Annotated in this window: 23 protein-coding genes; 18 read left to right on the top strand and 5 right to left on the bottom strand. The window is 60.6% G+C overall.

The features are described 5' to 3' along the window. The first annotated feature begins 84 nt into the window (after positions 1-84). The 3 genes from ACO6VD_RS04210 to ACO6VD_RS04200 all read left to right on the top strand — a co-directional run bounded on the left by ACO6VD_RS04210 (position 85) and on the right by ACO6VD_RS04200 (position 1950). Positions 85-456 (top strand): septal ring lytic transglycosylase RlpA family protein, encoded by a 372-nt coding sequence (locus tag ACO6VD_RS04210; protein ID WP_422417238.1) that lies wholly within the window; start codon positions 85-87, stop codon positions 454-456. Positions 457-518: 62 nt separating this feature from the next. Next, positions 519-1562, top strand: coding sequence for a calcium/sodium antiporter (locus ACO6VD_RS04205; RefSeq protein ID WP_422417236.1), 1044 nt, complete (start codon positions 519-521; stop codon positions 1560-1562). 10 nt (positions 1563-1572) lie between these two features. Beyond that, positions 1573-1950 (top strand): carboxymuconolactone decarboxylase family protein, encoded by a 378-nt coding sequence (locus tag ACO6VD_RS04200; RefSeq protein ID WP_422417234.1) that lies wholly within the window; start codon positions 1573-1575, stop codon positions 1948-1950. A 23-nt stretch (positions 1951-1973) separates the two neighbouring features. On the opposite strand, the gene ACO6VD_RS04195 is transcribed toward ACO6VD_RS04200, so the two are convergent. Both ACO6VD_RS04195 and ACO6VD_RS04190 read right to left on the bottom strand, forming a co-directional pair. Then, positions 1974-3347 carry an amino acid permease gene (locus ACO6VD_RS04195; RefSeq protein ID WP_422417232.1) on the bottom strand — a complete coding sequence of 458 codons (1374 nt, stop codon included), beginning with the start codon at positions 3345-3347 and terminating at the stop codon, positions 1974-1976. Positions 3348-3398: 51 nt separating this feature from the next. Continuing rightward, complete coding sequence (locus ACO6VD_RS04190) at positions 3399-4340, bottom strand: AEC family transporter (RefSeq protein ID WP_422417230.1); 942 nt, start codon at positions 4338-4340, stop codon at positions 3399-3401. A gap of 182 nt (positions 4341-4522) precedes the next feature. Between ACO6VD_RS04190 and ACO6VD_RS04185 the strand changes: the two genes are divergently transcribed. Together ACO6VD_RS04185 and ACO6VD_RS04180 are read left to right on the top strand one after the other, a co-directional pair. Further along, positions 4523-6163 carry a phospholipase gene (locus ACO6VD_RS04185; protein WP_422417228.1) on the top strand — a complete coding sequence of 547 codons (1641 nt, stop codon included), beginning with the start codon at positions 4523-4525 and terminating at the stop codon, positions 6161-6163. Between the two features lie 14 nt (positions 6164-6177). After that, the gene (locus tag ACO6VD_RS04180) at positions 6178-6369 is read left to right on the top strand and encodes a hypothetical protein (RefSeq protein ID WP_422417226.1); all 192 of its coding nucleotides are present in this window, start codon (positions 6178-6180) and stop codon (positions 6367-6369) included. A 56-nt stretch (positions 6370-6425) separates the two neighbouring features. On the opposite strand, the gene ACO6VD_RS04175 is transcribed toward ACO6VD_RS04180, so the two are convergent. Both ACO6VD_RS04175 and ACO6VD_RS04170 read right to left on the bottom strand, forming a co-directional pair. Next, the gene (locus ACO6VD_RS04175; RefSeq protein ID WP_400171072.1) at positions 6426-6986 is read right to left on the bottom strand and encodes a response regulator transcription factor; all 561 of its coding nucleotides are present in this window, start codon (positions 6984-6986) and stop codon (positions 6426-6428) included. Continuing rightward, positions 6986-8242: an ATP-binding protein gene (locus tag ACO6VD_RS04170; RefSeq protein WP_422417224.1), complete on the bottom strand. Its 1257-nt coding sequence runs from the start codon at positions 8240-8242 to the stop codon at positions 6986-6988. The genes ACO6VD_RS04175 and ACO6VD_RS04170 overlap by 1 nt, the downstream gene beginning before the upstream one ends. 202 nt (positions 8243-8444) lie before the next feature. Between ACO6VD_RS04170 and ACO6VD_RS04165 the strand changes: the two genes are divergently transcribed. The 9 genes from ACO6VD_RS04165 (at position 8445) to ACO6VD_RS04125 (ending at position 20134) form a co-directional block, all read left to right on the top strand. Then, positions 8445-9158: an SIMPL domain-containing protein gene (locus ACO6VD_RS04165; protein ID WP_422417223.1), complete on the top strand. Its 714-nt coding sequence runs from the start codon at positions 8445-8447 to the stop codon at positions 9156-9158. A gap of 316 nt (positions 9159-9474) precedes the next feature. After that, on the top strand, positions 9475-11100 hold the full coding sequence (locus ACO6VD_RS04160; RefSeq protein WP_422417221.1) for an ABC transporter substrate-binding protein: 1626 nt from the start codon (positions 9475-9477) through the stop codon (positions 11098-11100). 251 nt (positions 11101-11351) lie between these two features. Then, complete coding sequence (locus tag ACO6VD_RS04155) at positions 11352-12944, top strand: ABC transporter substrate-binding protein (RefSeq protein WP_422417219.1); 1593 nt, start codon at positions 11352-11354, stop codon at positions 12942-12944. Between the two features lie 167 nt (positions 12945-13111). Further along, a complete protein-coding gene (locus ACO6VD_RS04150; protein WP_422417217.1) occupies positions 13112-14491 on the top strand; it encodes an OprD family porin in 1380 nt (459 codons plus the stop codon). Between the two features lie 75 nt (positions 14492-14566). Continuing rightward, the gene (locus ACO6VD_RS04145) at positions 14567-16162 is read left to right on the top strand and encodes an ABC transporter substrate-binding protein (protein WP_422417216.1); all 1596 of its coding nucleotides are present in this window, start codon (positions 14567-14569) and stop codon (positions 16160-16162) included. Between the two features lie 74 nt (positions 16163-16236). Beyond that, complete coding sequence (locus ACO6VD_RS04140) at positions 16237-17247, top strand: ABC transporter permease subunit (protein ID WP_400171066.1); 1011 nt, start codon at positions 16237-16239, stop codon at positions 17245-17247. 10 nt (positions 17248-17257) lie between these two features. Further along, a complete protein-coding gene (locus tag ACO6VD_RS04135) occupies positions 17258-18187 on the top strand; it encodes an ABC transporter permease subunit (RefSeq protein ID WP_422417213.1) in 930 nt (309 codons plus the stop codon). Positions 18188-18197: 10 nt separating this feature from the next. Continuing rightward, positions 18198-19166, top strand: a complete 969-nt coding sequence (locus ACO6VD_RS04130) for an ABC transporter ATP-binding protein (protein WP_400171064.1) — start codon at positions 18198-18200, stop codon at positions 19164-19166. Next, positions 19166-20134 (top strand): peptide ABC transporter ATP-binding protein, encoded by a 969-nt coding sequence (locus ACO6VD_RS04125; RefSeq protein WP_191832306.1) that lies wholly within the window; start codon positions 19166-19168, stop codon positions 20132-20134. The genes ACO6VD_RS04130 and ACO6VD_RS04125 overlap by 1 nt, the downstream gene beginning before the upstream one ends. Before the next feature lie 269 nt (positions 20135-20403). Here ACO6VD_RS04125 and ACO6VD_RS04120 read toward each other — a convergent pair whose 3' ends face one another. Then, the gene (locus ACO6VD_RS04120) at positions 20404-21306 is read right to left on the bottom strand and encodes a hypothetical protein (RefSeq protein WP_422417211.1); all 903 of its coding nucleotides are present in this window, start codon (positions 21304-21306) and stop codon (positions 20404-20406) included. 241 nt (positions 21307-21547) lie between these two features. Here ACO6VD_RS04120 and ACO6VD_RS04115 point away from each other — a divergent pair, with 241 nt between their 5' ends. The 4 genes from ACO6VD_RS04115 to ACO6VD_RS04100 all read left to right on the top strand — a co-directional run bounded on the left by ACO6VD_RS04115 (position 21548) and on the right by ACO6VD_RS04100 (position 25336). Further along, the gene (locus ACO6VD_RS04115) at positions 21548-22357 is read left to right on the top strand and encodes a helix-turn-helix domain-containing protein (protein ID WP_400171062.1); all 810 of its coding nucleotides are present in this window, start codon (positions 21548-21550) and stop codon (positions 22355-22357) included. A gap of 64 nt (positions 22358-22421) precedes the next feature. Then, the gene (locus ACO6VD_RS04110) at positions 22422-23828 is read left to right on the top strand and encodes an NAD(P)/FAD-dependent oxidoreductase (protein WP_422417209.1); all 1407 of its coding nucleotides are present in this window, start codon (positions 22422-22424) and stop codon (positions 23826-23828) included. Positions 23829-23860: 32 nt separating this feature from the next. Next, entirely contained in the window at positions 23861-24202 is a 342-nt protein-coding gene (locus tag ACO6VD_RS04105) for a cupin domain-containing protein (RefSeq protein WP_400171060.1), read from the top strand. 54 nt (positions 24203-24256) lie between these two features. After that, positions 24257-25336, top strand: a complete 1080-nt coding sequence (locus ACO6VD_RS04100; protein ID WP_422417206.1) for a polyamine ABC transporter substrate-binding protein — start codon at positions 24257-24259, stop codon at positions 25334-25336. The last annotated feature ends 75 nt before the right edge of the window (positions 25337-25411 follow it).

The raw sequence follows: 25411 nt of genomic DNA, 5'->3' as shown, positions 1-25411 counted from the left end.
GTAGAGAAAAACTCCTTCCTCGTGGTTTTTTTTTTGGGGGGTGTTTTTTCCCCGCGATGGCCACCCCACGGAGCAATTGCACACATGTGGCGTCCCCTCAGCGCACTCGCGCTCTTTTCCCTGCTGGCCGGCTGCGCCAGCCACGATATCGATCCTCGCGGCTACGACAAGTCCGGAACCGCCTCTTACTATGGCTCCCGTCATCACGGTAAACGCACCGCCAGTGGCGAGCCTTTCAATCAAAATGCCATGACCGCTGCCCACCGCAGCTTGCCTTTCGGCACCCAGGTCAAGGTCACCAACCTGAACAACGAGCGTAGCGTGATTGTGCGCATCAACGACCGTGGCCCCCACACCCGCGGGCGATTGATTGATCTGTCACGTGCTGCCGCAGAAAAACTGGGCATGATCCGTAGCGGAACGGCGCGTGTACGGGTACAAAGTCTCAGCGACTGACCCTGTTACGGAGCACAACCATTTTCGACCTGGCCGCCTTACCCACCTTCAGCCTGCTGCAATTGGCCTTAGGCTTACTGCTGCTTGTCAGCGGCGCCGAATTGTTGGTGCGCTCAGCCTTGCGCGTAGCATCCAGCCTGCAGGTCCGTCCGCTGATCATCGGCTTGAGCCTGGTAGCCTTCGGCAGCAGCGCGCCGCAGCTTACCGTCAGCCTGCAAGCCGCCTACACCGGCGCCCCGGATGTGGCGGTAGGCAGCGTGATTGGCAGCAACATCTTCAATATTCTGGTCACCCTGGGCCTGGCCGCGCTGATCATCCCTTTACGCGTTTCACGCCAGTTGGTGCGCCTGGACATCCCGGTGATGATCGGCGCCAGCCTGCTGGTCTACCTGCTGGCCTTCAACGAGCTGCTTGGGCGCCTTGAAGGCGCGTTGCTGCTGCTAGGCCTGGTGGCGTATCTGGCAATCCTCTGGCACCAGTCACGGCACTATGCTCGTACCTTTCCTGCCCCCGGCCCACGCCCACAACAAGGCGCCGGGTTCTGGATCACCAGCCTGCTGCTGATGCTGGCCGGACTGGGACTGCTGAGCCTGGCCGGACACCTGCTACTTGAGGCTGCCGTCGAGGTGGCGGTTGACCTGGGCCTGTCTGAACGGGTGATCGGCCTGACGGTGGTGGCGGTCTGTACCTCGCTGCCGGAACTGGCCACCTCGCTGATTGCCGCCCTGCGCGGCGAACGCGAGATCGCCGTGGGCAACGTCATCGGCAGCAACCTGTTCAACCTGCTGGCGGTGCTCGGCCTGACTGCGCTGGTGGCACCCGAGCCTCTGTCGATCTCGCCCAACGCCCTGGATTTTGACCTGCCGGTGATGCTTGGCGTCGCCGCCTTGAGCCTGCCGGTATTCTATTCGGGATACCGCGTGACCCGTGCCGAAGGTCTGGTGTTTCTTGGCTTGTACCTGGCTTACGGTCTGCATGTGGTGGCCTTCACCACCGGCATGCCGCTGGCCACCCGCCTGGAAAAACTGATGCTGTTCTATGCACTGCCAGTGCTCGGGGCGTTGCTGCTGTATACGACCCTGCGCGCCTGGCGCCGCCAACACTAAGGAAAACAAGATGGGCGATACCACCAAAACCGGCGAGCAGGTCCGCCGCCAAGTCATGGGCGATGCGTTTGTTGATCGCGCACTGGGCAATGCCACCGAGTTCACTCAGCCGCTACAAGTCTTCGTCAACGAACATGCCTGGGGCAGTGTCTGGAGCCGTGAAGGCTTGCCGCTGAAAACCCGCAGCCTGATTACCCTGGCTGCGCTGACGGCGCTCAAGTGCCCACAGGAACTCAAGGGCCACGTACGTGGCGCCCTGAACAATGGCTGTACGGTTGAAGAGATTCGCGAAGCGCTACTGCATTGCGCAGTGTACGCCGGGGTTCCTGCGGCCATTGATGCATTCCGCGCGGCCCAGGAAGTGATCGACAGCTACCAGCAGAGCTGATCGATCACCCCGAAAACAGGCCGTCAGTCAGCAGCGACGGCGGCCTTGTGGCCTTTTTTCTTCAGCCAGAAAGCCACGCCCAACACCGCCAGCCACACCGGAATCAACAGCACCGAAATACGGATACCCGGCGTCAGGTACATGATGACCAGGATCAGCGCGAGGAAGGCCAGGCAGACATAGTTGGTCAGCGGATAGCCCCAGCTCTTGTAGAACGTCGTCTCGCCAGCCGCCTGCTTGGCACGGCGGAATTTCAGGTGGGTGATGCTGATGATGCCCCAGTTGATCACCAGCGACGACACCACCAGCGCCATCAGCAAGCCAAAGGCTTCAGCCGGCATAAAATAGTTGATCAGCACGCACAGCCCGGTCGCCAGCGCCGAGATCCCCAGCGCCGCCAACGGCACGCCACGGTCGTTGACCTTGAGCAGACGCTTGGGCGCATCGCCCTGTACTGCCAGACCGAAGAGCATGCGGCTGTTGCAGTACACGCAGCTGTTGTAGACCGACAATGCCGCTGTCAGCACCACCAGGTTGAGAATCGTAGCCACCAGATTGCTGTCCAGGGCATGGAAAATCATCACGAACGGGCTACCGCCCTGCACGACTTTCTGCCACGGATACAGCGACAGCAGCACCGCCAGAGCGCCGATGTAGAAAATCAGGATGCGATAGATCACCTGATTGGTCGCGCGCGGAATGCTGTACTTGGGGTTGTCGGCTTCGGCAGCGGTGATCCCCACCAACTCCAGGCCGCCAAAGGAAAACATGATCACCGCCAGCGCCATCATCAGACCGCTGATGCCATTGGGGAAAAAACCGCCGTATTGCCACAGATTGGCAACACTGGCATCAGGCCCGCCGTTACCGCTGATCAACAGGTAACCACCAAAGGCGATCATGCTGACAATGGCCACCACCTTGATCAGGGCAAACCAGAACTCCATCTCGCCATAGACTTTCACCTGGCTGAGGTTGATCAGGTTGATCACCACGAAGAATATCGCCGCCGTCGCCCAGGTCGGAAAATCTGGCCACCAGTACTGGATGTAGATGCCCACAGCGGTGAGTTCGGCCATACCGACCAGCACATACAGCACCCAGTAGTTCCAGCCGGACATAAACCCGGCGAACTCGCTCCAGTAGCGGTGGGCGAAATGACTGAAGGTGCCGGACACCGGCTCCTCGACCACCATTTCACCGAGCTGGCGCATGATGAAAAAGGCAATCAGGCCGGCAATGGCGTAACCCAGCAGCACGGACGGGCCGGCCAACTGGATAGTCTGGGCAATACCCAGAAACAGACCGGTGCCGATGGCGCCACCCAGCGCGATCAGCTGGATATGGCGATTCTTCAGCCCGCGGTGTAACCGCTCTGGGGTGATCTCGTCTTGCATGAAGTGTCCTCGAGGGTAAGAGGCAGTGTTGGAATTATTTTCTTACAGAATCTAGATCCAGCCGCCCCACTGCAAGAAAAAGATGCCGATATTGGTGGTAATGGCCGCCATCAGGGTGGTTATGACGATAATCGCCGCTGCCAACTGGTGATTGCCGTTGGTGGATCTGGCCATCACATAGCTTGCCGCTGCCGTGGGGCTACCGAAGTAGAGGAACAAGATACCCAGCTCGGCGCCACGAAAACCACAAAGGAAGGCACCCAGCGTGGCCAGCAGCGGCAGCCAGACCATCTTGATCAGACTGACACTGACTGCCAGCCCGCCACTCTGGCGCAGCGAGGCCAGCGACAAGGTGCCGCCGATACAAATCAGCGCCAGCGGCAGGGTCATCTGCGCCAGGTAGTCGCCGGAGGTCAGCAGCCAGTTCGGTAGCGCCACCTGCCCGTACGCCAGCAAAGCCGCCAGCAACACACTGATGATCAGCGGATTGCGCAGGATGCTCTTGCAGATACTCCAGGGGTCGGACTTGGCACTGGGGCTGTACACCGCCAGCACCACGACCGAAAGCGAGTTGTAGAGCAGGATCACCAGCCCGGCGAGTACCGCACCCAGTGAAATGCCGTAATCACCGTACATGCTCGCGGCCAGTGCCAGACCAATCACGCCGTTGTTGCCACGAAACGCACCCTGGGTATAGATCCCGCGATCTTCCCGTGGGCAGCGCCAGATCGCCAGGCCCCAGGCCAGACCGAAGCCGATCAGGGTAGCGATGGCAAAGTACAGCAACAGCCCCGGCTGCACGGCCGACGTCAGGTCAGCGTGATAGATCCCCAGAAACAACAACGCCGGCATACAGACGTTGAACACCAGCGCCGAGGCGGTGTGGATAAAACCATCGTTGATTGCCTTGATGCGCTTGAGCAGCACGCCCATGAACAACATGGCGAAGACCGGCGCCGTGATGTTCAGCGTCTGTAAAAAAAGGGCGAGCATGCAGGGCGGTCCCGTTGGCTGTCGTTAGGGGGCTAATGATACGCCAGCCACCAATCGATAAATCGCATTCTGCTGTAGGAAAAAAGAATTGTTGACGTAGGAAGCGGTTCGGATATGATCCAGACAACTGTACATATATACAGTTATTTACGGAAATCCACGACAGCTCAAAGGAATTGAACATGTCAGGTTTACACACCGGGCTGCACGCCCAACCGCTGCTTGCCACTCCCGTGGTCGCCGACCTCGATGCGCTCTTCAGCGTCGACGGCATCAACCTTCCTGGCCCCGACGCCCGCGTAATGCTGGTGATCGATGGCCATCACACCATCAAATATCACCACCTTGGCCCAACGGCCAGACCGTCAACCAACCGCAAACCGGTATTGCGCTTCGAAGGTGGCGAACACATCGCCATAGGCGACACTACCCTGCTGCGCTTCAGTACAGACAGTGCATCGATCGAGGCCTGGAAAGTCGCCTTGCATCTGCCCAACGGCCTGGCCCTGAGCTATGGCCAGATCGTTGCCTTGGGTGGCGACTTCTATGGCATCCCCGAACAACCGATTGCCGATGGTGCCAGCGCTCAGGAGCGAGTCGAGCGCTTCATCGCTGCCTTTGATTCGCTGGCCGTACTGCCCGCCTCCCGGGACGAAGCCAGCAAGATCCTCGCGATCATGCAGCGGGAAATCGCCGCTGCCAACCAGGCGTTGAAAGACGGTCGCCAACCGCATGAAGCCTACGATCAGTTGGGCGACAGCCTTTCGGAAGAATGGAACAAGATCACCGGCGGCGGCAGCTTCGTCTCACCCATGTTCCCCTTGGGCCGCTACCTGAAGCTGGCGGCCGGCAACTGGGACCATTTCGGTGAATGGGCGCTACTCGCCTATATCGCCGGGCACACTGCAGCGCTGCGACAGGCAGTAAAAGCGAAAGCCAGTGATGATGCCGGGCAGCTGGAACTGGCTTACGCGATGAACGCCTTCGCCGACCACTTCCTCACCGACCTGTTCTCGGCTGGCCATGTGCGAGTACCGCGCAAGGCAATCAAGGATAACGTCACCCCGGCCGACCTCGGCTCACTGATCTCGCGTTTCATGCACGACGAAGACAGCAAATATGGTCTGGTGTTGCGCAATGCCCAAGGTGATACCTGGCGCGGTTACGGCGACAAGCGCTACTTCGACACCATTGATGTCGCCAACCGCAAACAGATCAGCAAGGCGGTTCAAGCGTCTGCCGATGAGGTTTTTCAGGCCTACAACAGCGGTGCCTTACCCGCGCCGGATAGCTACGGCGCCTTGCGCATCGCTGCCGACCTGCAAGCCGCCGTTGAAAGTCAGGCGGCGGGAAATTTTGCACCGTTGTTTGCCCTGCGCAACGGCAAACTGATGCGCCGCGCCGACGTCAACAACCTCAATGATCAGACTCAGATCGATAACTGGTGGGGCTGGAGTACCTACCTGTTGCTCAAGGACTACACACCAAACAAGCCCAACGGTTACCTCGAAGCCCCTGTCGCTGCACCCGGCATTCATAGCGACGGCTGGCAGACCCAGGTGCCGAGCCCGCCGAACTGGCTGCCAGGCCATGCCGTGCGCTATGCAGTGAGCGTGGTCAATGGCCTGAACGAATCGTACATCGGCCCCTGGAGTGACTACGCCGAGCTCAACGAGCGCTTCCAGCCGACCCTGACGGTACCGATGGATAACTCGGGGAACTCAACCGCGCGCCACCTGTTCCGCCAGTTCCGTGGCGGCTCGCCGGAGTTGATTGCTTCGCTGGATGCGGCCACCACAACCTATATCGATCATCATCAGTGATAAGGACATCACCTATGAGCATTACCCTGAACATCGAACTGGCATCGGGCCAGTCGCTTGAGGATGTACCACTGGAACTGCTGCGCGATGGCGTGGTGGTAGGCCGGGCCAAGTTGGCTGAGACGGGCAAGGTGGTGTTTGATGCTGCGCCCGGGACCGGGCAGCTGGCGGTGCGGGTGGATCGGACGATCCTCGGCACCCGGTAAATCTATCGCGGGGCAAGCCCACTCCGTGGGAGCGGACTTGCCCCGCGATGAGGCCTTCAGCGCCGAACCGGGCGCTTCTGCAGTTTGCGCTGCAGGGTCCGCCGGTGCATGCCCAGGGCGCGGGCAGTGGCGGAGATATTGCCTTCGTGCTCGGTCAGCACACGCTGGATGTGCTCCCACTGCAGGCGGTCGACCGACATCGGGTTTTCCGGTACCAGGCTGTCCAGGTCCGCATGCTGGGAGAGCAAGGCCGCCAGCACGTCATCGGCGTCGGCCGGTTTGCACAGGTAGTTGCAGGCACCACGCTTGATGGCTTCCACGGCAGTGGCAATGCTCGAATAGCCGGTGAGGATCACCACGCGCATTTCCGGATCGAGCTCAAGCAGTTTGGGCAACAGCACCAGGCCCGAGTCGCCATCCATCTTCAAATCCAGGGCTGCATAGTCAGGCACATCCTGCTGCGCCAGTAGCAATCCCTCTTCGGCGGAACCCGCCGTGCTCACGCGAAAACCACGACGGCTCATGGCCCGGGCCATGACCCGGGTAAAGGTGGCGTCGTCATCTACCAGCAACAGGTGCGGTAGCTCTTCGCCTTCAACCTGGATTTCATCACTCATCACACATCTCCTCGCGCGTCACGCGGCAGGCGTAGCTCGGTGAGCGTACCGCCTTCCTCATGACTATAGAGTTTTACCGAGCCGCCAGCACGGGTCACGCTGGCCTTGCTCAAGAACAGGCCCAGGCCGAAGCCTTTGCCCTTGGTGGTAAAGAAGGGTTTGCCAATCGATTCGGCAATGGCCGCCGGCACACCCGGGCCATGATCACGGATGCTGATCACCATATCCTGTGCATCCCAGTCCAGGCGCACTTCGAGATCATCCGGGCAGGCATCGGCGGCATTGTTCAATAGATTCAGTAACGCCTGAGTCAAGTCAGGCGGTGGTGCCAGGCGCGGTGCGCTGCCCTGCCCCAGACGCTGGAAACGGTAGCTGGCTTCAGGGCGCATCAGGTGCCAGCGATTGAGGGCTTCATCCAGCCAGGCCGTGACCTCCTGATCTTCAACTGCCATGCGCCGGTTGGCTTCGGCAGCGCGCACCAGATTCTGCAAGGTTTCCTTGCACAGCTTGACCTGGTCCTGCAGCACCGCCAGGTCTTCCTGCAGCAGCGGATCGTGGTGGTCCTGGCGCATTTCCTTGATCAGCACGCTCATGGTCGCCAATGGCGTACCCAATTCATGGGCAGCGCCAGCGGCCTGGGTCGCGACCGCCAACAACTGCTCGTCGCGCAGCCCCTCTTCGCGCCGCTCGGCACGCAGTTGCTCCTGACGGCGCAGTTCTTCAGCCATTTTCGCCGCAAAGAAGGTGATTACCGCAGCCGCCAGGGCAATGCTCAACCACATGCCGTAGACCTGCATTTTCTCCCGCGCCACGGGGAAGGTCTCCAGCGGGTAGAACTGCACCAGCAACAAACTGTAGGCCGCCAGGGCAATGCCTGAGAGCACCAGTGAATAAACCCAGGGCAAGGTCACCGCAGCAATCGCCAACGGCACCAGATAATAGGAAACGAAGGGGTTGGTCGAGCCCCCGGAGTAATACAGCAGGGCACTGTGGATCAACAGGTCGCAGGCCAGCTGGAAGGCGTATTCCAGCTCGGTGACCGGTAACGACAGGCGCAGGCGCAAGGCTGTGAATGCACAAAGCAGACTCGACAGGCCCAGGGTGATCACCAGCGACAGCCACGGCAGTGGCAGCAAATCGGTCCAGTAGGCAACGCCCACCGAACCGGCCTGGGCGGCCAGTACCAGAATGCGGATGAACGTCAGGCGCCAGAGGTTCTGACGGGTTGCAGACAGCAGTTGTACGGGGGCGAGCATGAGCTCTCCTGATGAGTGCTCCAGGGCGAATCGTGGCGAGTATACCGAAGCTGCCCCCTGGTCTGCAGGGATGCGGCAAAGCGCCACACTTTTTTACATAACAATGATGGCCTTTTTGAACCTCACTACACTCTTGCGAGTCTTATGGGCCTGCGTGGAATGGATATCACAATGTCCACGCCTCATTTTCAAGGAGTCCTACATGCTTAATTCCCGTCGCAGCGCCGCTCTCGTAATGGCCACCGGCCTGCTCGCCAGCCTCCCCGCCCTGGCAGAAGAGCCACGCTACAACCAGATCTCGCTGCGCGCTGAAGTCAGCAAGGAAGTATCCCGCGACCTGATGATCGTGACCCTGTACAGCGAAGCGCAGAATACCGACCCGGGCAAGCTGGCCAAGGACATCACCGAGACCATGAACAAGGCGGTGCAACAGGCCCGCGAAGTCAAGGAAGTGAAGATCAGCCAGGGCAGCCGCAACAGCTACCCGATCTATGACAACAAAGGCCAGAAGATCACCGGCTGGCGTGAGCGCGCCGAACTGCGTCTGGAAAGCGCCGACTTCCCGGCCCTGTCGAAACTCACCGGGACCCTGCTGCAAGACCTGAAAATGGGCGGCATGGATTTCTCCATCGCCCCGGCGACGCGCAAGACCAGCGAAGACGACCTGCTCAAGGACGCCGTCAACGCCTTCAAGGCCCGAGCCCAACTGGCCACCGAAGCGCTGGGTGGCAAAGGTTACAAAGTGGTCAACCTCAACCTCAATAGCAGCGGCTATCCACATCCCTATGCGCGTAGTGCGCCTATGATGATGAAAGCCGGCATGGCCGAAGACGCCGCCCCGATCCCGGAAATCGAAGCTGGCACCAGCCAGGTGACGCTCAGCGCCGACGGTACCATCGAAGTCCAGATGCCCTGATCACCGTTACTTTTTGTGCTGTTTCGCGGTGGCTGCGGCTGCCGCGAACACTGTTACGCGTAGCAACCCAGCGCACCATTCTGGTGCCAGGCGTGACCACGCCAACCCATAACGTCTCCGAAACATACTGAAATACACCCTCGCAAACGATCAACTCCGTAAAAAATTATACGGATGCGACATTCCTGTACGTTCGTCCCACTGTTTGTCGCCACACATCCCTTTGAGTGTTGCATTGGGTATAGGGCCTGCATAAGTATCCGCAGGACGGCTCACAAGGCCCCCTCAAATCAAAAATGACAACAATGAGGCCACCATGCTCAAACACGCGGTCATTCCGTTTCTGGTCGGCGCAGGCTTGCTTGCCGGCGCACCTTCTGCCCTCGCGGCGACTAACCTGGTGTTTTGCTCCGAAGGCAGCCCCGCGGGCTTCGACCCGGGCCAGTACACCACCGGAACCGACTTCGATGCCTCAGCCGAGACTGTTTTCAACCGCCTGAGCCAGTTCGAGCGTGGCGGTACCGCTGTCATTCCGGGCCTGGCAACCAGCTGGGATATTTCCGATGACGGCCTGACCTACACCTTCCACCTGCGTGAAGGGGTCAAATTCCACACCACCGAGTTCTTCAAGCCGACCCGCGCATTCAACGCCGACGACGTCCTGTTTACCTTCAATCGCATGCTCGACAAGGACATGCCATTCCGTAAGGCCTACCCGACCGAGTTCCCGTACTTCACCGACATGGGCATGGACAAGAACATCGCCAAGGTGGAGAAGGTCGACGATCACACGGTCAAGTTCACCCTCAATGGTGTCGACGCCGCGTTCATCCAGAACCTGGCCATGAGCTTTGCCTCGATCCAGTCCGCCGAATACGCCGACCAGTTGCTCAAGCAAGGCAAGCCCGCCGACATCAACCAGAAACCGATCGGCACCGGGCCGTTCGTGTTCAGCAAGTACCAGAAAGACGCGCAGATACGCTTCAAGGGCAACAAAGACTATTGGCAACCCGAGGATGTGAAGATCGACAACCTGATCTTCGCCATCACCACCGACGCCTCGGTGCGTATGCAAAAGCTGAAGAAAAACGAGTGCCAGGTCACCCTCTTCCCGCGCCCCGCCGACATCGAACCGCTCAAGGCTGACCCGAACCTGAAGATGCCCGACCAGGCCGGCTTCAACCTCGGCTACATCGCCTATAACGTGATGGACAAGATCAAGGGCAGCAACGAAGCCAACCCCATGGCCCAGCTCAAGGTCCGCGAGGCCCTGGACATGGCGGTGAACAAGCAGGAAATCATCAAGTCGGTGTACCAGGGCGCTGGCCAGCTGGCGGTCAACGCCATGCCGCCAACCCAATGGTCCTACGACACCAGCATCAAGGATGCGCCGTTCGACCCGGAGAAAGCCAAGCAACTGCTCAAGGAAGCTGGCGTCAAGGAAGGCACCGAGATCACCCTGTGGGCGATGCCGGTGCAACGCCCGTACAACCCAAACGCCAAGCTGATGGCCGAGATGCTCCAGTCCGACTGGAAGAAGATCGGCATCAACGCCAAGATCGTCAGCTATGAGTGGGGCGAGTACATCAAGCGTTCCAAAGGTGGCGAGAACGGCGCCATGCTGATTGGCTGGAGCGGTGACAACGGTGACCCGGACAACTGGCTCGGCACCCTGTTCGGCTGCGACGCTGTCGCCGGCAACAACTTCTCCAAATGGTGCGACAAGCCCTACGACGACCTGATCAAGCAGGCCAAGGCCACCTCCGACCAGGCCAAGCGCACCGAACTGTACAAGCAAGCCCAGCATCGCCTCAAAGAGCAGGTGCCGATGACACCGATCGCTCACTCGACGGTGTATCAACCCATGCGCAACACCGTACAGGACTTCAAGATCAGCCCGTTTGGCTTGAACTCCTTCTATGGGGTAAGCGTGACCAAGTAGCAGCCGCCAGCGCTGGTCCCGGACACCGTATGGCGTCCGGGACCATAACCTGACGGCCTGGCAGGTCAGCCGTTAGCGCATCGACACGGAAAAGTCGTACGCGCTACCGGACACCTCCTACACATTCATGCGTAATCGTACCTACCGACAACGCCATGACGCTCCTACCGTCAGGGCAGCGTCGCAGTCGGCGCGATTCGCATGGCTGTGCGCCATTGGCCACTCAAAACAACAAGAAACCAAGGATCGTTATGCGCCATACACCAATTGTTGCAGCACTACTGGGCTTCGGCCTGCTTACCCAGGCCCCCCTGAGCCTGGCTAAAAACCTGGTGTTCTGCTCCGAGGGCAGTCCGGGAGGCTTCGATACCGCCCAGTACACCAGTGCCACCGACAACGACGCCGCCGAGCCGATCTACAACCGCCTGGTCGAATTCGAACGCGGCGCCACTGCCATCAAACCGGCCCTGGCAAAAAACTGGGAGGTCTCCGATGACGGCCTGACCTACACCTTCCACCTGCGTGAAGGGGTCAAGTTTCACAGCAACAAGGAATTCACTCCCGGCCGCGACTTCAATGCCGATGATGTGCTGTTCACCTTCAATCGCATGCTCGATCGCGAACACCCCTTCCGCAAGGCCTACCCCACCGAGTTCCCCTACTTCGTCGGCATGAGCCTGGACAAGAACATTGCCCGGGTCGAGAAAACCGCGCCGATGACCGTGGTGTTCACCCTCAACAGCGTTGACGCCGCCTTTGTGCAGAACCTGGCGATGAGTTTCGCCGCCATCCTGTCGGCCGAGTATGCCGAGCAGTTGATGACCTCCGGCCGCCCCAGCGATATCAACCAGAAGCCAATCGGCACCGGTCCGTTCGTGTTCCAGCGCTATCAGAAGGACTCACAGATCCGCTATCGCGGTAACAAGGACTACTGGGACCCGACCCAGGTCAAGCTCGACCAACTGATTTTCTCGATCAACGTCGACCCTTCGGTACGTATCCAGAAGCTGCGTAAGAACGAGTGCCAGGTCACCCTGCATCCACGCCCGGCCGACCTCGATGCACTGAAGAACGATCCAAAGCTGCAAGTCATCGAAAAGCCCGGCTTCAACCTTGGTTACATCGCCTACAACGTCCAGCACAAACCCTTCGATCAGCTCGAAGTACGCCAGGCGATGGACATGGCGGTGAACAAACCGGCCATCGTCAATGCGGTGTACCAACAGGCAGGACAACTGGCAGTCGGCAGCATGCCCCCGACCCAGTGGTCCTACGACGAAACCATCAAAGACGCCGGTTACAACCCTGAGAAAGCCCGTGAGCTGCTCAAGGCTGCCGGGGTCAAGGAAGGCACCGAAATCACCCTGTGGGCCATGCCCGTGCAACGCCCTTACAACCCCAACGCCAAGCTGATGGCCGAGATGCTCCAGGCCGACTGGGGCAAGGTCGGTCTGAAAGTGAAGATCGTCAGCTACGAATGGGGTGAATATCTCAAGCGCACCAAGGACGGTGAACACGATATCTCGCTGATCGGCTGGACCGGCGACAACGGTGACCCGGACAACTGGCTGGGCACCCTGTATAGCTGTGACGCGATTGGCAGCAACAACTACTCCATGTGGTGCGACCCGCAGTACGACGCGCTGGTCAAGAAAGCCAAGACCATCACTGACCGCGAGCAACGCACCCTGCTCTACCAACAGGCGCAACAGCGTCTCAAGCAACAGTTGCCCATCACCCCGATCGCCCACTCGACGGTCAATCAACCGCTCAGTGCCAAGGTCGTGGATTTCAAGGTAAGTCCTTTCGGGCGCAATAACTTCTCAGGCGTCAGCACCGAATAAAAACCTGATTCGGCCACGGGGGTGCAATCCACCCTCGCGCCCGAGCTCAGCCTGAATTCGCCCGATTTCCTTGCAGCAAACGATTGCAACCCTTGTTTCACCGCGAAAAACGCCAAGCTCACAAGGCCAGGCGCCAACTACAAAAAGAAAATAAAGGGAGCTTTACCTTGAGACCAACCAAAACCGCAGTACTGGCATTGTCCCTCAGTGGGCTGTCAGCCTTGGCCCAGGCCGAACCCGTGAGCCAGGACTTTGTTCCGGTCAGCGTCAAATCCACCAGTGCCCAAGGCGAAGCCACAGGCTTTATCGAAGGCCAGAGCCTGTCCGGCTCGACGCGCAACTGGTATGCCCGCGAGCGTGCCACCCGTGCACCGTTGTGGAAGTACCGCAAAAGTGACGGCAGCCTCCATGACACCCACAGCCGTGACAACTGGGTGCAAGGCACCATCCTCAATTACAGCTCGGGCTTCACCGAGGGCACCGTCGGATTCGCCACCGAAGTCGCCGCCTATAACGCCATCGCCCTTGAGCAGGGTCGTGCAGCGGTGGCCGGGCCGAACAACCGTACCTTGACCCACAGTGACGGCGACGTTATCGGTCAGTGGAGCAAGATGGGCCTGGCCAACGTCAAGGCCCGTGTCTCCAACACCACCTTGACCGCCGGCCGACAGTCCATCGACACCCCGGTGATTGCCTACATCGGCAACCGTGCCTTACCGTCGAGCTTCCAGGGTGTGAGCATCCACAGCGAAGAGTTCGACAACCTGTCCTTCGATATCGGCACCTTCGACCGGCTTTCAACGCGGACTGAACAGGGCACAAGCAAATTTGTTGCCGAGTACGGTGATCGCGCCTTCGAAGCCGATCACGTCAACATCGCCGGCGTGAACTACCAGCCACTGAAAAGCCTGAAAACCAGCTTCTACGCGTCCAACGTCGAAGACTTGTGGAACCAGTACTACTTCGGCGCCAATCACGTGTTGGGCGATAGTTCGGTATTGAGCCTTACCACTGGCCTGAACTACTACAAGACCAAAGATGAAGGTAAAAGCCAGCTCGGCGAGATCGACAATGATACCTACAGTCTGTCGTTCGGCCTGACGCACCAGGCGCACAACCTGAGCTTTTCCTACCAGCAGGTCAACGGTAACGAGTACTTCGATTACCTGCACGACACCAACGCGATCTACCTGGCCAACTCCCTGCTTTCGGACTTCAACGGCCCGAACGAAAAATCCATGCAGATTGCCTATGTACTGAACATGGCCCAGTACGGCGTACCCGGCCTGAAGTTCAACCTGTACAACGCTCGCGGCTGGGGCATTGATGGCACCCACTACACCGGCACCGGCTATGACGTGAAGAAGCTGGACGACGAGAACCACTACGAGTGGGGCATCGGCACCACCTACGCGGTGCAAAGCGGCGCGCTCAAGGACACCACCATCCGCGCCACCTACACCGCGCACCGCGCCAGCAAGAACCAGGGCGACGGCAGCCTGGACGAGCTGCGTATCGTGACCACCATTCCATTCAACATTCTCTAAGCGTCGGCTGCCACGGCCGGTTCACCGAATCGGTCGTGGCGACTACGCTGGCTTAATTGATAGCAGGGAGGTTTCATGAAATTGCTACCGCTACAGGCTGCCCTCGCAGCCGTCCTGTTGAGCGCCGCGGCGGGCCTCGCGGCCAAGCCGTTGGTGGTGTGTACCGAGGCCAGCCCGGAAGGCTTCGATATCGTCCAGTACACCACCGCGGTGACTGCCGACGCGTCCGCCGAAACCGTGTTCAACCGTCTGGTCGACTTCAAGCCGGGCACCACCGAGATTCAACCGGCCCTGGCCGAACGCTGGGAGATCAGCGACGACGGCCTGACCTATACCTTCCATCTGCGCAAAGGGGTCAAGTTCCACAGCACTGACTACTTCAAGCCGACCCGCGAAATGAACGCCGACGATGTGCTCTGGAGCTTCCGACGCCAGCTGGACCCGAACCATCCGTGGCACAACAAGACCAGCATCGGCTTCCCCTATTTCGAAAGCATGGGTTTCAAAGACCTGCTCAAGAGCGTCGAGAAAACCGACGATTACACCGTAGTCTTTACCCTCACTCGCCCGGAAGCGCCGTTCCTGCCTGACCTGGCCATGGCCTTCACCTCGATCTATTCCGCCGAGTACGGCGACCAGTTGCTCAAGGCCAACAAGACCGCCGACCTCAACAGCAAGCCGATCGGCACCGGCCCGTTCATTTTCCAGCGTTACGTCAAGGACGCCCAGGTCCGCTACAAGCCCAACCCCAACTACTTCCGCGGCAAGCCACCGGCCGATGCGCTGATTTTCGCCATCGCCAGCGACAACAACGTGCGCCTGCAGAAGCTCAAGGCCAACGAATGCCAGGTGGCGCTGTATCCCAAGCCCGACGACATCCCCAGCATCAAGAACGACCCCAGGCTGAAAGTTGCCGAGATGGAAGCCCTGACCACTGGTTACATCTCGCTCAACACCGAGCACAAATACCTGAGCGACGTACGCGTGCGCAAAGCCATCAATATCGCCTTCGACCGCCAGACCCACGTCGACCAGTTGTTCGGCAAGGGTAATGCGCTGGTCGGCGTCAATCCCTACCCACCAACCCTGATCGGCTACAACACCGCCAACCAGAATCCACCCCGCGACCTCGACAAGGCCCGCGCCCTGCTCAAGGAAGCCGGCGTGCCTGAGGGCACGGTGCTGACCCTGTTCACCCGCAACGGCGGTGGCCCGACCAACCCCAACCCGCAGTTGAGCGCGCAGATGCTCCAGGCCGACCTCGACAAGATCGGCCTGAAGGTCGATATCCGGGTGATGGAGTGGGCCGAAATGCTGCGCCGCGCGAAAAAGGGTGAAGCCGACATGGTGTCTACCGGCTGGGCAGGCGACAACGGCGACCCGGACAACTTCCTCACCCCGCTGCTCAGCTGCGATGCGGTGAAAAGCGGGGAAAACTATGCTCGCTGGTGCAACCAGGCATTCCAGACGTTGATCGACGACGCCCGCAAAGTCACCGATACGAATGCGCGCGCAGCGCTCTATGTAAAGGCGCTGGCGGTGTACGATGAAGACCAACCGTGGATCAGCATGGCGCATCCGAAGATGTTTACCGCCATGCGTAACAACGTTGAGGGGTACCACATCAATCCCCTCACCAATAACAACTTCGCCACTACCCAGGTGAAGTAGAACAAGAACGGCCGCCGGCCCCCTACCCGGGTGCTGGCGGACATGCCTGACCGGCTGATGAGGTACACCAGAAGATGTTTAGTTTTATTGCCCGGCGCCTGGGATTACTGATCCCGACCTTCTTCGGCATCACCTTGCTGACGTTCGCGCTCATACGGCTGATACCCGGTGACCCGGTGGAAGTCATGATGGGTGAACGCCGGGTTGACCCGGAAATGCACGCCCAGGCCATGGAGCGCCTCGGCTTGAACAAACCGCTCCCCGAGCAGTACCTGGACTATGTCAGCAAGCTTGCCCAGGGCGACCTTGGCGAGTCGCTGCGTACCCGCGAAAGCGTGTGGACCGAGTTCCTCGCGCTGTTCCCGGCGACTCTGGAACTGGCCTTGGCCGCGTTGTTTTTCGCCGGCGTGATCGGCCTGCTGGCCGGGGTGATCGCCGCCCTCAAGCGCGGGTCGTTGTTCGATCACGGGGTAATGGGCATTTCCTTGGCAGGCTACTCGATGCCGATCTTCTGGTGGGGCCTGATCCTGATCATGTTCTTCTCCGTGAGCCTGGGCTGGACCCCGGTGTCCGGACGCATCGACCTGCTCTACGACATCGAGCCGAAAACCGGCTTCATGCTCATCGATACCCTGCTCAGTGATGAAGAAGGCGCGTTCAAGGATGCCCTGATGCACCTGATTCTGCCGGCCATCGTCCTGGGCACCATTCCGCTGGCGGTGATCGCCCGGATGACTCGCTCGTCGATGCTCGAAGTGCTGCGCGAAGACTATATTCGCACCGCCCGCGCCAAAGGCCTGTCGCCTGCCCGCGTGGTGTTCGTGCATGGCCTGCGCAATGCCCTGATTCCGGTACTCACCGTATTCGGTTTGCAGGTCGGCACCTTGCTGGCCGGCGCGGTACTGACCGAAACCATCTTTTCCTGGCCGGGCATCGGCAAATGGCTGATCGAAGCCATCGGCGCCCGTGACTACCCCGTGGTACAGAACGGCATCCTGTTGATTGCCTGCCTGGTGATCCTGGTCAACTTCGTCGTGGATATCCTCTACGGCCTGGCCAACCCACGCATCCGTCATCAGCGCTGAGGGCCCCGTCATGACAACCCCACTTCCAAATACCGTCACCACGCCGGCCACCGCTGTCGACCAGAGCCTGCTCTACCCTTCGCCCTACAAGGAATTCTGGCAGGCTTTCTCGCGCAACAAAGGCGCGGTCGCCGGGCTGATGTTCATGAGCCTGATCGTGTTCTGTGCACTGTTCGCCCCCTGGGTGGCGCCGCACAACCCCAGCGAGCAATACCGTGACTTCCTGCTGACCCCGCCGGTATGGCTTGAAGGCGGCAACTGGCAGTTCATTCTTGGTACCGATGAACTGGGCCGCGACCTGCTGTCGCGGTTGATCCAGGGTTCGCGGCTGTCGCTGCTGATCGGCTTGTCGTCGGTGGTGATCTCACTGATTCCGGGAATCTTCCTCGGCCTGCTGGCTGGTTTCTTCCCGCGCATCCTCGGCCCGTCGATCATGCGCCTGATGGACGTGATGCTGGCGCTGCCATCGCTGCTGCTGGCCGTGGCCATTGTCGCCATCCTCGGCCCAGGCCTGATCAACACCGTGATCGCCATTGCCATCGTATCGCTGCCGTCCTATGTGCGCCTGACCCGCGCCGCAGTGATGGGTGAGCTGAACCGTGACTACGTCACTGCTGCGCGCCTGGCCGGTGCCGGCCTGCCACGGCTGATGTTCGTCACCGTGCTGCCCAACTGCATGGCGCCGCTGATCGTCCAGGCTACCTTGAGTTTCTCCTCGGCGATTCTCGATGCCGCGGCCCTGGGCTTCCTCGGCCTTGGCGTCCAGCCACCGACCCCGGAATGGGGCACCATGCTGGCCTCGGCCCGCGACTACATCGAACGCGCCTGGTGGGTGGTGAGCCTGCCGGGTCTGACCATTTTGCTCAGCGTGCTGGCAATCAACCTGATGGGCGACGGACTGCGCGATGCGCTGGACCCGAAACTCAAGAACGCCGCCTGAGGAGATTGCCATGTCACTTCTAGAAATCAAGAATCTGAATGTGCGCTTCGGCGACGCCAGCGCAGTACCGGTGGTCGACGGTCTCGACCTGACGGTGAACGAAGGCGAAGTCCTGGCCATTGTCGGCGAGTCCGGCTCGGGCAAATCGGTGACCATGATGGCGCTGATGGGCCTGATCGACGCCCCCGGGCGGATCACCGCCGATGCCCTCACCTTCGACGGCACCAACATGCTCAAGCTCAGCGGCCGGCAACGGCGCAAGGTGGTCGGCAAGGATATGGCGATGGTCTTCCAGGACCCGATGACCGCCCTCAATCCTAGCTACACCGTGGGTTTCCAGATCGAAGAAGTCCTGCGCCAGCACCTCGGTTTGCGTGGCAAGGCGGCCCGCCAACGCGCCCTTGAGCTGCTCAAGAAAGTCGAGATCCCGGCGGCCGAAAGCCGTCTCGACGCCTACCCTCACCAGCTCTCCGGCGGTATGAGCCAGCGCGTGGCGATTGCCATGGCCATCGCCGGCGAACCTAAATTGCTGATCGCCGATGAACCAACCACCGCCCTGGACGTGACCATCCAGGCACAGATCATGGAGCTGCTGCTCAACCTGCAGCAAGAGCAGAACATGGCCCTGATCCTGATCACCCATGACCTGGCCGTGGTTGCCGAGACCGCCAAGCGGGTCTGTGTGATGTATGCCGGGCAAGCCGTGGAAGTCGGTCAGGTGCCGGAGCTGTTCGAGGTTCCTGCACACCCGTACAGCGAAGCCCTGCTGGCCGCGATTCCCGAGCACAGCGAAGGCGCCGAGCGCCTGGCAACCCTGCCCGGTATCGTACCCGGCCGCTACGACCGCCCTGAAGGTTGCCTGCTGTCGCCGCGTTGCCCGTATGTGCAGGAAAACTGCCGCCGCCAGCGCCCATCCCTCGATCCCCAGGCCCACAGCCAGGTCCGTTGTTTCTACCCGTTGAACCAGGAGGTGGCGTAATGACCGTCGTCCTTACCGCCCGTGAACTGACCCGTCACTATGAAGTTTCCCGTGGTCTGTTCAAGGGCCATGCCCTGGTCCGTGCACTCAACGGTGTGTCCTTCGAACTGGAAGCTGGCAAGACCCTGGCCGTGGTCGGCGAGTCCGGCTGCGGCAAGTCGACCCTGGCGCGGGCCCTGACCCTGATCGAAGAACCCTCGTCCGGCTCGTTGAAAATTGCCGGCCAGGAAGTCGCCGGCGCCAACAAGGCCGAACGCAAGCAATTGCGCAAAGATGTGCAGATGGTCTTCCAGAGCCCCTACGCCTCGCTCAACCCACGGCAGAAGATCGGTGACCAACTGGCCGAACCGCTGCTGATCAACACCAACCTGTCGAAGAGCGAACGGCGGGAAAAGGTTCAGGCGATGATGCAACAGGTTGGCCTGCGCCCTGAGCATTACCAGCGCTATCCACACATGTTCTCCGGCGGTCAGCGCCAGCGTATTGCCCTGGCCCGGGCGATGATGCTGCAACCGAAAGTACTGGTGGCCGATGAGCCGACCTCGGCCCTCGATGTGTCGATCCAGGCCCAGGTGCTGAACCTGTTCATGGACCTGCAAAAGGAGTTCAACACCGCCTACGTGTTCATCTCCCATAACCTGGCAGTGGTGCGTCATGTCGCCGATCAGGTGCTGGTGATGTACCTCGGCCGTCCGGCGGAAATGGGCCCCAAGGAAGATATCTACAACAAGCCGCTGCACCCCTACACCCAGGCCTTGTTATCGGCCACCCCGACCATCCACCCGGACCCGCTCAAGCCGAAGATCAAGATCGCCGGCGAGCTGCCCAACCCGTTGAACCCGCCACCGGGTTGCGCGTTCCACAAGCGCTGCCCGTATGCCACTGAACGTTGCGCCGCCGAGGAACCGGCGTTCCGGCAGGTGGGGACGCGGCAGGTGGCGTGTCACTATGCGGAGCAGTTTCTCTAACTCCCGGTAGGAGCGGGGGTGTCGCCCCCCCCCCCCCCCTCCATTACCCCCCCAACACCTGAGGAGAACCTTCGGGGGGGGGGGGTCTTCCCCAATGGCGGTGGTCGAGAAGTGGCACCGAAGCGGGGGGACACCCCCGCTCCCACTGGGGGTATTCAACATCCCCCTTCAATGCATGAAGATCGCGATCAGAATGATGACCGGAATCGGGACCCCGAGCATCCATAGCAGTAGAGAGCGCATGATGTTCTTCCTCGTTGGTTGAAGCGTTATCGAATCGCTGCGCCGGTCTGGCTAACGCTAGCGTCCACCGCAGTGCCCTCCAGCCATTGCACGCGGTCACGCTGACGGCCACCGAACAGTGCCGCGAAACTGGCGAAGAATGCTCCGCACAGCAGGGCAATAAAGGTCCATAGCGCAGTCCATGCCGCCGCTTTGGCTGCGCTATCAGCCGCCTGTTGCGCTTGCACCTTGGCTTGCTGGATTTGCGCGAACACTTGATCCACCCGTGCCTCGGCCTCGGCCTGGCTCACGCCAATACGCTGGGCCACCAATTGCGCCAGATAAGCGCGGTCGGCTTCACCCAGTGCGCCGCCTTGAGCGATTGTCCTGGCCAGAATGCGCCCCGCTACGGCATTGGCGGCGTCTTCACTGACCGCCACCGGGCGGTCACTACGGAACAGGCTGTCGACGAAATAGCCGATGGGATCAGGCTTGGCCGCAACGCTGGAAGCCGCAGCCATTGCCCCTGCTCCCGCCTGTGCGCCGGCGCTGACCAATCCGCCCGCGCTGCCGACAATCAGCATGGCAGCCACCAACGTCGCTACTGCCCAGGCGAGAAAGCCGTGGGCGGTGTCGCGAAAATACACTTCATCGCCATGCAGGTTGGCCCATTTCACCCGCAGCCGGCCGGCGATATACCCACCCAGCCCGGAAGCCAGGATCTGCGTCAGCAGCAGCCAGATGATGGTCGAGATCCCCAGGGCTTCGGCGCTGACGCCTTCGTCGGCCCAGGGTGAAGTGGCCGCGAAGCCCAGCCCCGCGCCAAGGATCACCAGGATCAACGAGAGCGCAGCTGCGGCGGCAGCACCGGCGAAAATGGCCGCCCACGATACGCCCGAGCGATTTGGGGCTTCACTGGTAAAGGATGACAGTTCGGCAGAAGTAATCATGAGTGTGCGCCTTCAGTAGTGAGCCATTGGCTTGTTCTGAAAGCGGTGCAGACGCTGTGCCAGATGTGTCAAAAAATATCTTGGAGAAGAATCAATAGGTTAGATTTCAGGACATTCCGAGGATCGTGCAAAACACCCGAAAGGCTGTTTTTGGCTCAGGGCTTATGCAATGTGTGCCGGCATTATCTGCAGCGGATCAGTTGGACTTGTCTGAAACCCAAGCCCCCGGCACTATCTGTCAATGACCCTGACCACGCTCCCCGACGGCCCTGAACAAACTCCGATCACCGCTGAAACCGTCATGCGCTACCACCTGTGCTGGAAGCACCGCGACCTCGACGGGGTGATTGCGCTCTATCACCCGGATGTTCAGTACCACGACTTCTTCCAGAACCGCGTACTCGGCTACCGCGAGCTGCGCGACTACGTACGCGCCTGCCTGCCCCATGAAACGGGCGAAGACATCGTTCACAGCGACCGCATCCGTGTCGACGGCTGCACGGCGTTCATTCAGTACCAGGTCACAGTCCAGGGCGGCGAAGGCCTGGTGGCGTTCCAGTCCAGCGAAGCCATCACCGTGAAGGACGGGCTGATCTGGCGGGTCAATGAGTACGCCACCCTGATTCACCGAGACAGCAACGGCAGCGCCCATTCCGGCCCACGCCCGGCCACCAGCCGCCTGGGCCTGTCGCCACGCCAGCTGTCGACCATGGCCCAGGACCTGGAGCACTACTTTCAGCGCCAGCGTCCTTACCTCGACCCGGAACTGGACCTGCAGCGGGTCGCCCGCGAGAGCGGCTACAGCCGCAATCAGATCTCCTACCTGCTCAACCAGGTACTCGGCCAGAGCTTCTACCGTTACGTCAACCAGGCTCGCCTGCATCACCTGCTCAACGGCCTGGAACAGGCACCGGCTAACGTCAAGACTGACGACCTGGCATTCGCCGCCGGCTTCAACTCGCTGTCGGCCTTCTACAAGTGCTTCCGTCAGCACACCGGGCTCTCGCCCAAGGCCTGGGTCAAGCAGAATTCTCTGCGTGCACGCAGCTAAGACAACACCCCCCGCCAGCTTCTAGGATCGCCCACAGACCGTAACGGATGTGGAGCCGAACACAATGCAGCCATGGCGCAAGATCAGCCTTTGGATGGACCAGCTGGATGAGCCGCTGACCGCCCGCCCAGCCCTGCACCAGGACCTGGACGTGGATGTCTGCATCATCGGCGCCGGCTACACCGGGCTGTGGACCGCCTACTACCTGAAGCAACACGCCCCACAGCTGAACATCGCTATCGTCGAAGCCAATATCGCCGGCTTCGGTGCTTCCGGACGCAACGGTGGCTGGCTGATGGGCAATCTGCTGGGAGAGGATCGCCTCCTCGCCGCCAGCTCCCCCGAGCAACGCCGCGCCTCCTATGACCTGCTACACGGTATTCCGGACGAAGTGCAGCGCGTACTGCAACGCGAGGAGATCGACTGCGATTACCGCAAAGGCGGCGTGCTGTATTGCGCGGCGCGTTACCCGGAGCAGCGGGACACCCTGCGCGCCTATCTGAACAAGCTCTACAAGCAAGGCCTGAACGAAGCCGACTATCGCTGGCTGAGCCGCGATCAACTGGCTGAACAATTGCGCATCAGCAAGCCCTACGGCGCGATCTTCAATCCCAATGTGGCGACCATTCAACCGGCCAAGCTGGTGCGTGGCCTGGCGCGTACGGTGGAACGCATGGGCGTGCGCCTGTACGAAAACAGCCCGGTGATCGACTGGCGTGCCGGTGAAGTACGCACGGCGCAGGCACGGATCAAATGCCAGTGGCTGGTGCCGGCCGTCGAAGGCTATTCGGTCAATCTGCCGCCACTGGGGCATTACCAGATGCCGGTACAGAGCCTGCTGGTGGCCACTGAGCCCTTGCCGGAGCACGTCTGGGAAAAAATCGGCCTGAACCAGGGCCAGGCCTTCAGCGAAAACAGCCGCCAGGTCACTTATGGCCAACGCAGCACCGACAATCGCCTGGTGTTCGGTGCCCGCGGTGGCTATCGCTTTGCCGGGCGCCTGCGGGAAAACTTCGACCTCACCAGCAGCGAAATCGAACTGCGTCGCTATCTGTTCGGCGAGTTGTTCCCACAGCTCAAGGACGTCGCCATCACCCACGCCTGGGGCGGCAACCTAGGCATGGCCCGGCGCTTCCAGCCGCACATGCTCTGCGACCGCAAGCAAGGCATCGCTCTGGCCGGTGGCTACGGCGGCGAAGGCGTCGGTGCCAGCAACCTGGGCGGGCGCACCCTGGCCGAGCTGATTCTGGAGCGGCGCAGCGAGCTGACCGAGCAACCCTGGGTCCATCCCGACAGCACCTTGTCCAGCCTCAAGGGCTGGGAGCCGGAGCCCTGCCGCTGGCTGGGCTACAACGCAATCATCAAGAGTTTCGTCCATGAAGACCAGACCCTCGCCAATCCGGACAGCGCCCCCTGGCGCCGCCGCCTGGCCAGTGGCGTGGCGGACTTCATGGAAGGTTTCATGCGCTGACTTTTCGTTCCCCCTGCACAGGATCCACCGGTATGAGCATTACCCAGTTCAAGAACACCGACACTGTCGCGTTGCAAGCATCGAATCCGGTCGCCGTGCCTCTGGGCGAGCCGGTGTCGATTGCCTCGGTGACCGCGGTCGAACGCAGCGACGGCGTCGAAACCGGCATCTGGGAGTGCACCCCGGGGCGCTGGCGGCGGCAGATTGTTCAGCAGGAGTTCTGTCACTTCATCAAAGGCCGCTGCACCTTCACCCCTGATGGCGGCGAGCCGCTGACCATCGAAGCGGGCGACGCCATCATGCTGCCCGCGAACAGCACCGGTATCTGGGATATCCAGGAAACCGTGCGCAAAACTTACGTACTGATTTTCTGATCATTTGATCGCCTGCCTCCTTCGATAAAAACAGACAAAGCAAGGAATCCAGACATGCGCCCATTGCTCATCGCCCCGCTGTTGTTGGTTACCGCCGTTGCCCAGGCGGCCGATTCGGTGAAAATCTACAACTGGTCCAGCTACATCGCCCCCGACACCCTGAAGAACTTCCAGCAAGCCAGCGGTATCGTGCCGACCTACGACGTATTCGACAGCAACGAAACCCTCGACGGCAAACTGATGACCGGTAACTCCGGCTATGACGTGGTGTTCCCGTCCAACCACTTCATGGCCCGGCAGATCCAGGGCAAGGCGCTGAAAAAGCTCGACAAGAGCCAGCTACCCAACTGGCAGAACCTCAATCCGGTGCTGCTCAAGGCCCTGGAGGTCAACGATCCGGGCAACCAGTACGGCTTCCCTTATCTGTGGGGCAGCACCGGTATCGGCTACAACATCGACAAGGTCAAAGCGGTGCTGGGCGACAATGCGCCGGTGGATTCCTGGGACCTGATCTTCAAGCCCGAATACATCAGCAAGCTCAAGAGCTGCGGCGTAGCAGTGCTGGACAATGGCCCGGAGCTGCTGCCAATCGCCCTCAACTACCTCGGCCTGCCGCACCACAGCCAGGATCCGAAGGACTATGAAAAGGCCAAGGAACTGCTGATGAAGGTGCGTCCGTACATCAGCTACTTCCATTCGTCGAAGTACACCGGTGACCTGGCCAACGGCGATATCTGCGTGGTGGTGGGTTTCTCGGGTGACGTGCTGCAGGCCAAGAACCGTGCAGAAGAAGCGAACAACGGGGTGAAGGTCGGTTACTCGATCCCGAAAGAAGGCGCGCCGATGTGGTTCGACATGGTTGCCATGCCGGCCGATGCACCGGACGAAAAAGCCGGTTACGCCTACATGAACTACCTGCTGCAACCGGAGGTGATGGCCAACATCAGCGACCATGTGCAGTATGCCAACGGCAACCTCAAGGCTGACACCCTGGTGGATCCGGCGCTGAAGGCCAACACCATGATCTACCCGAGCGACGCAATGCTCGGCAAGTTGTATGCACTGGAGGCGATGCCGGCGAAGATCGATCGCATTCGTACGCGGATCTGGACCAGTATTAAAGCGGGGAATTGAGACAATCGCGGGGGAAGACCCCCCCCCCCCACCAAAAGAGAAGGGTTGTCCCCCCACGCCTCTTGTGGGGGTCGC

The sequence above is a fragment of the Pseudomonas sp. GZD-222 genome, assembly GCF_049310525.1.
Taxonomy (GTDB): domain Bacteria; phylum Pseudomonadota; class Gammaproteobacteria; order Pseudomonadales; family Pseudomonadaceae; genus Aquipseudomonas.
The sequence above is the reverse complement of the archived record's forward strand: the minus strand, read 5'-3'. Positions and strand labels throughout refer to the sequence as shown.

Excerpts from the sequence above, each read along its gene's own strand:
- ACO6VD_RS04210 (WP_422417238.1), top strand. The coding sequence starts at position 85 with ATGTGGCGTCCCCTCAGCGCACTCGCGCTCTTTTCCCTGCTGGCCGGC.
- ACO6VD_RS04200 (WP_422417234.1), top strand. The coding sequence starts at position 1,573 with ATGGGCGATACCACCAAAACCGGCGAGCAGGTCCGCCGCCAAGTCATG.
- ACO6VD_RS04195 (WP_422417232.1), bottom strand. The coding sequence starts at position 3,347 with ATGCAAGACGAGATCACCCCAGAGCGGTTACACCGCGGGCTGAAGAAT.
- ACO6VD_RS04190 (WP_422417230.1), bottom strand. The coding sequence starts at position 4,340 with ATGCTCGCCCTTTTTTTACAGACGCTGAACATCACGGCGCCGGTCTTC.
- ACO6VD_RS04185 (WP_422417228.1), top strand. The coding sequence starts at position 4,523 with ATGTCAGGTTTACACACCGGGCTGCACGCCCAACCGCTGCTTGCCACT.
- ACO6VD_RS04180 (WP_422417226.1), top strand. The coding sequence starts at position 6,178 with ATGAGCATTACCCTGAACATCGAACTGGCATCGGGCCAGTCGCTTGAG.
- ACO6VD_RS04175 (WP_400171072.1), bottom strand. The coding sequence starts at position 6,986 with ATGAGTGATGAAATCCAGGTTGAAGGCGAAGAGCTACCGCACCTGTTG.
- ACO6VD_RS04170 (WP_422417224.1), bottom strand. The coding sequence starts at position 8,242 with ATGCTCGCCCCCGTACAACTGCTGTCTGCAACCCGTCAGAACCTCTGG.
- ACO6VD_RS04165 (WP_422417223.1), top strand. The coding sequence starts at position 8,445 with ATGCTTAATTCCCGTCGCAGCGCCGCTCTCGTAATGGCCACCGGCCTG.
- ACO6VD_RS04160 (WP_422417221.1), top strand. The coding sequence starts at position 9,475 with ATGCTCAAACACGCGGTCATTCCGTTTCTGGTCGGCGCAGGCTTGCTT.
- ACO6VD_RS04155 (WP_422417219.1), top strand. The coding sequence starts at position 11,352 with ATGCGCCATACACCAATTGTTGCAGCACTACTGGGCTTCGGCCTGCTT.
- ACO6VD_RS04145 (WP_422417216.1), top strand. The coding sequence starts at position 14,567 with ATGAAATTGCTACCGCTACAGGCTGCCCTCGCAGCCGTCCTGTTGAGC.
- ACO6VD_RS04140 (WP_400171066.1), top strand. The coding sequence starts at position 16,237 with ATGTTTAGTTTTATTGCCCGGCGCCTGGGATTACTGATCCCGACCTTC.
- ACO6VD_RS04135 (WP_422417213.1), top strand. The coding sequence starts at position 17,258 with ATGACAACCCCACTTCCAAATACCGTCACCACGCCGGCCACCGCTGTC.
- ACO6VD_RS04130 (WP_400171064.1), top strand. The coding sequence starts at position 18,198 with ATGTCACTTCTAGAAATCAAGAATCTGAATGTGCGCTTCGGCGACGCC.
- ACO6VD_RS04125 (WP_191832306.1), top strand. The coding sequence starts at position 19,166 with ATGACCGTCGTCCTTACCGCCCGTGAACTGACCCGTCACTATGAAGTT.
- ACO6VD_RS04120 (WP_422417211.1), bottom strand. The coding sequence starts at position 21,306 with ATGATTACTTCTGCCGAACTGTCATCCTTTACCAGTGAAGCCCCAAAT.
- ACO6VD_RS04115 (WP_400171062.1), top strand. The coding sequence starts at position 21,548 with ATGACCCTGACCACGCTCCCCGACGGCCCTGAACAAACTCCGATCACC.
- ACO6VD_RS04110 (WP_422417209.1), top strand. The coding sequence starts at position 22,422 with ATGCAGCCATGGCGCAAGATCAGCCTTTGGATGGACCAGCTGGATGAG.
- ACO6VD_RS04105 (WP_400171060.1), top strand. The coding sequence starts at position 23,861 with ATGAGCATTACCCAGTTCAAGAACACCGACACTGTCGCGTTGCAAGCA.
- ACO6VD_RS04100 (WP_422417206.1), top strand. The coding sequence starts at position 24,257 with ATGCGCCCATTGCTCATCGCCCCGCTGTTGTTGGTTACCGCCGTTGCC.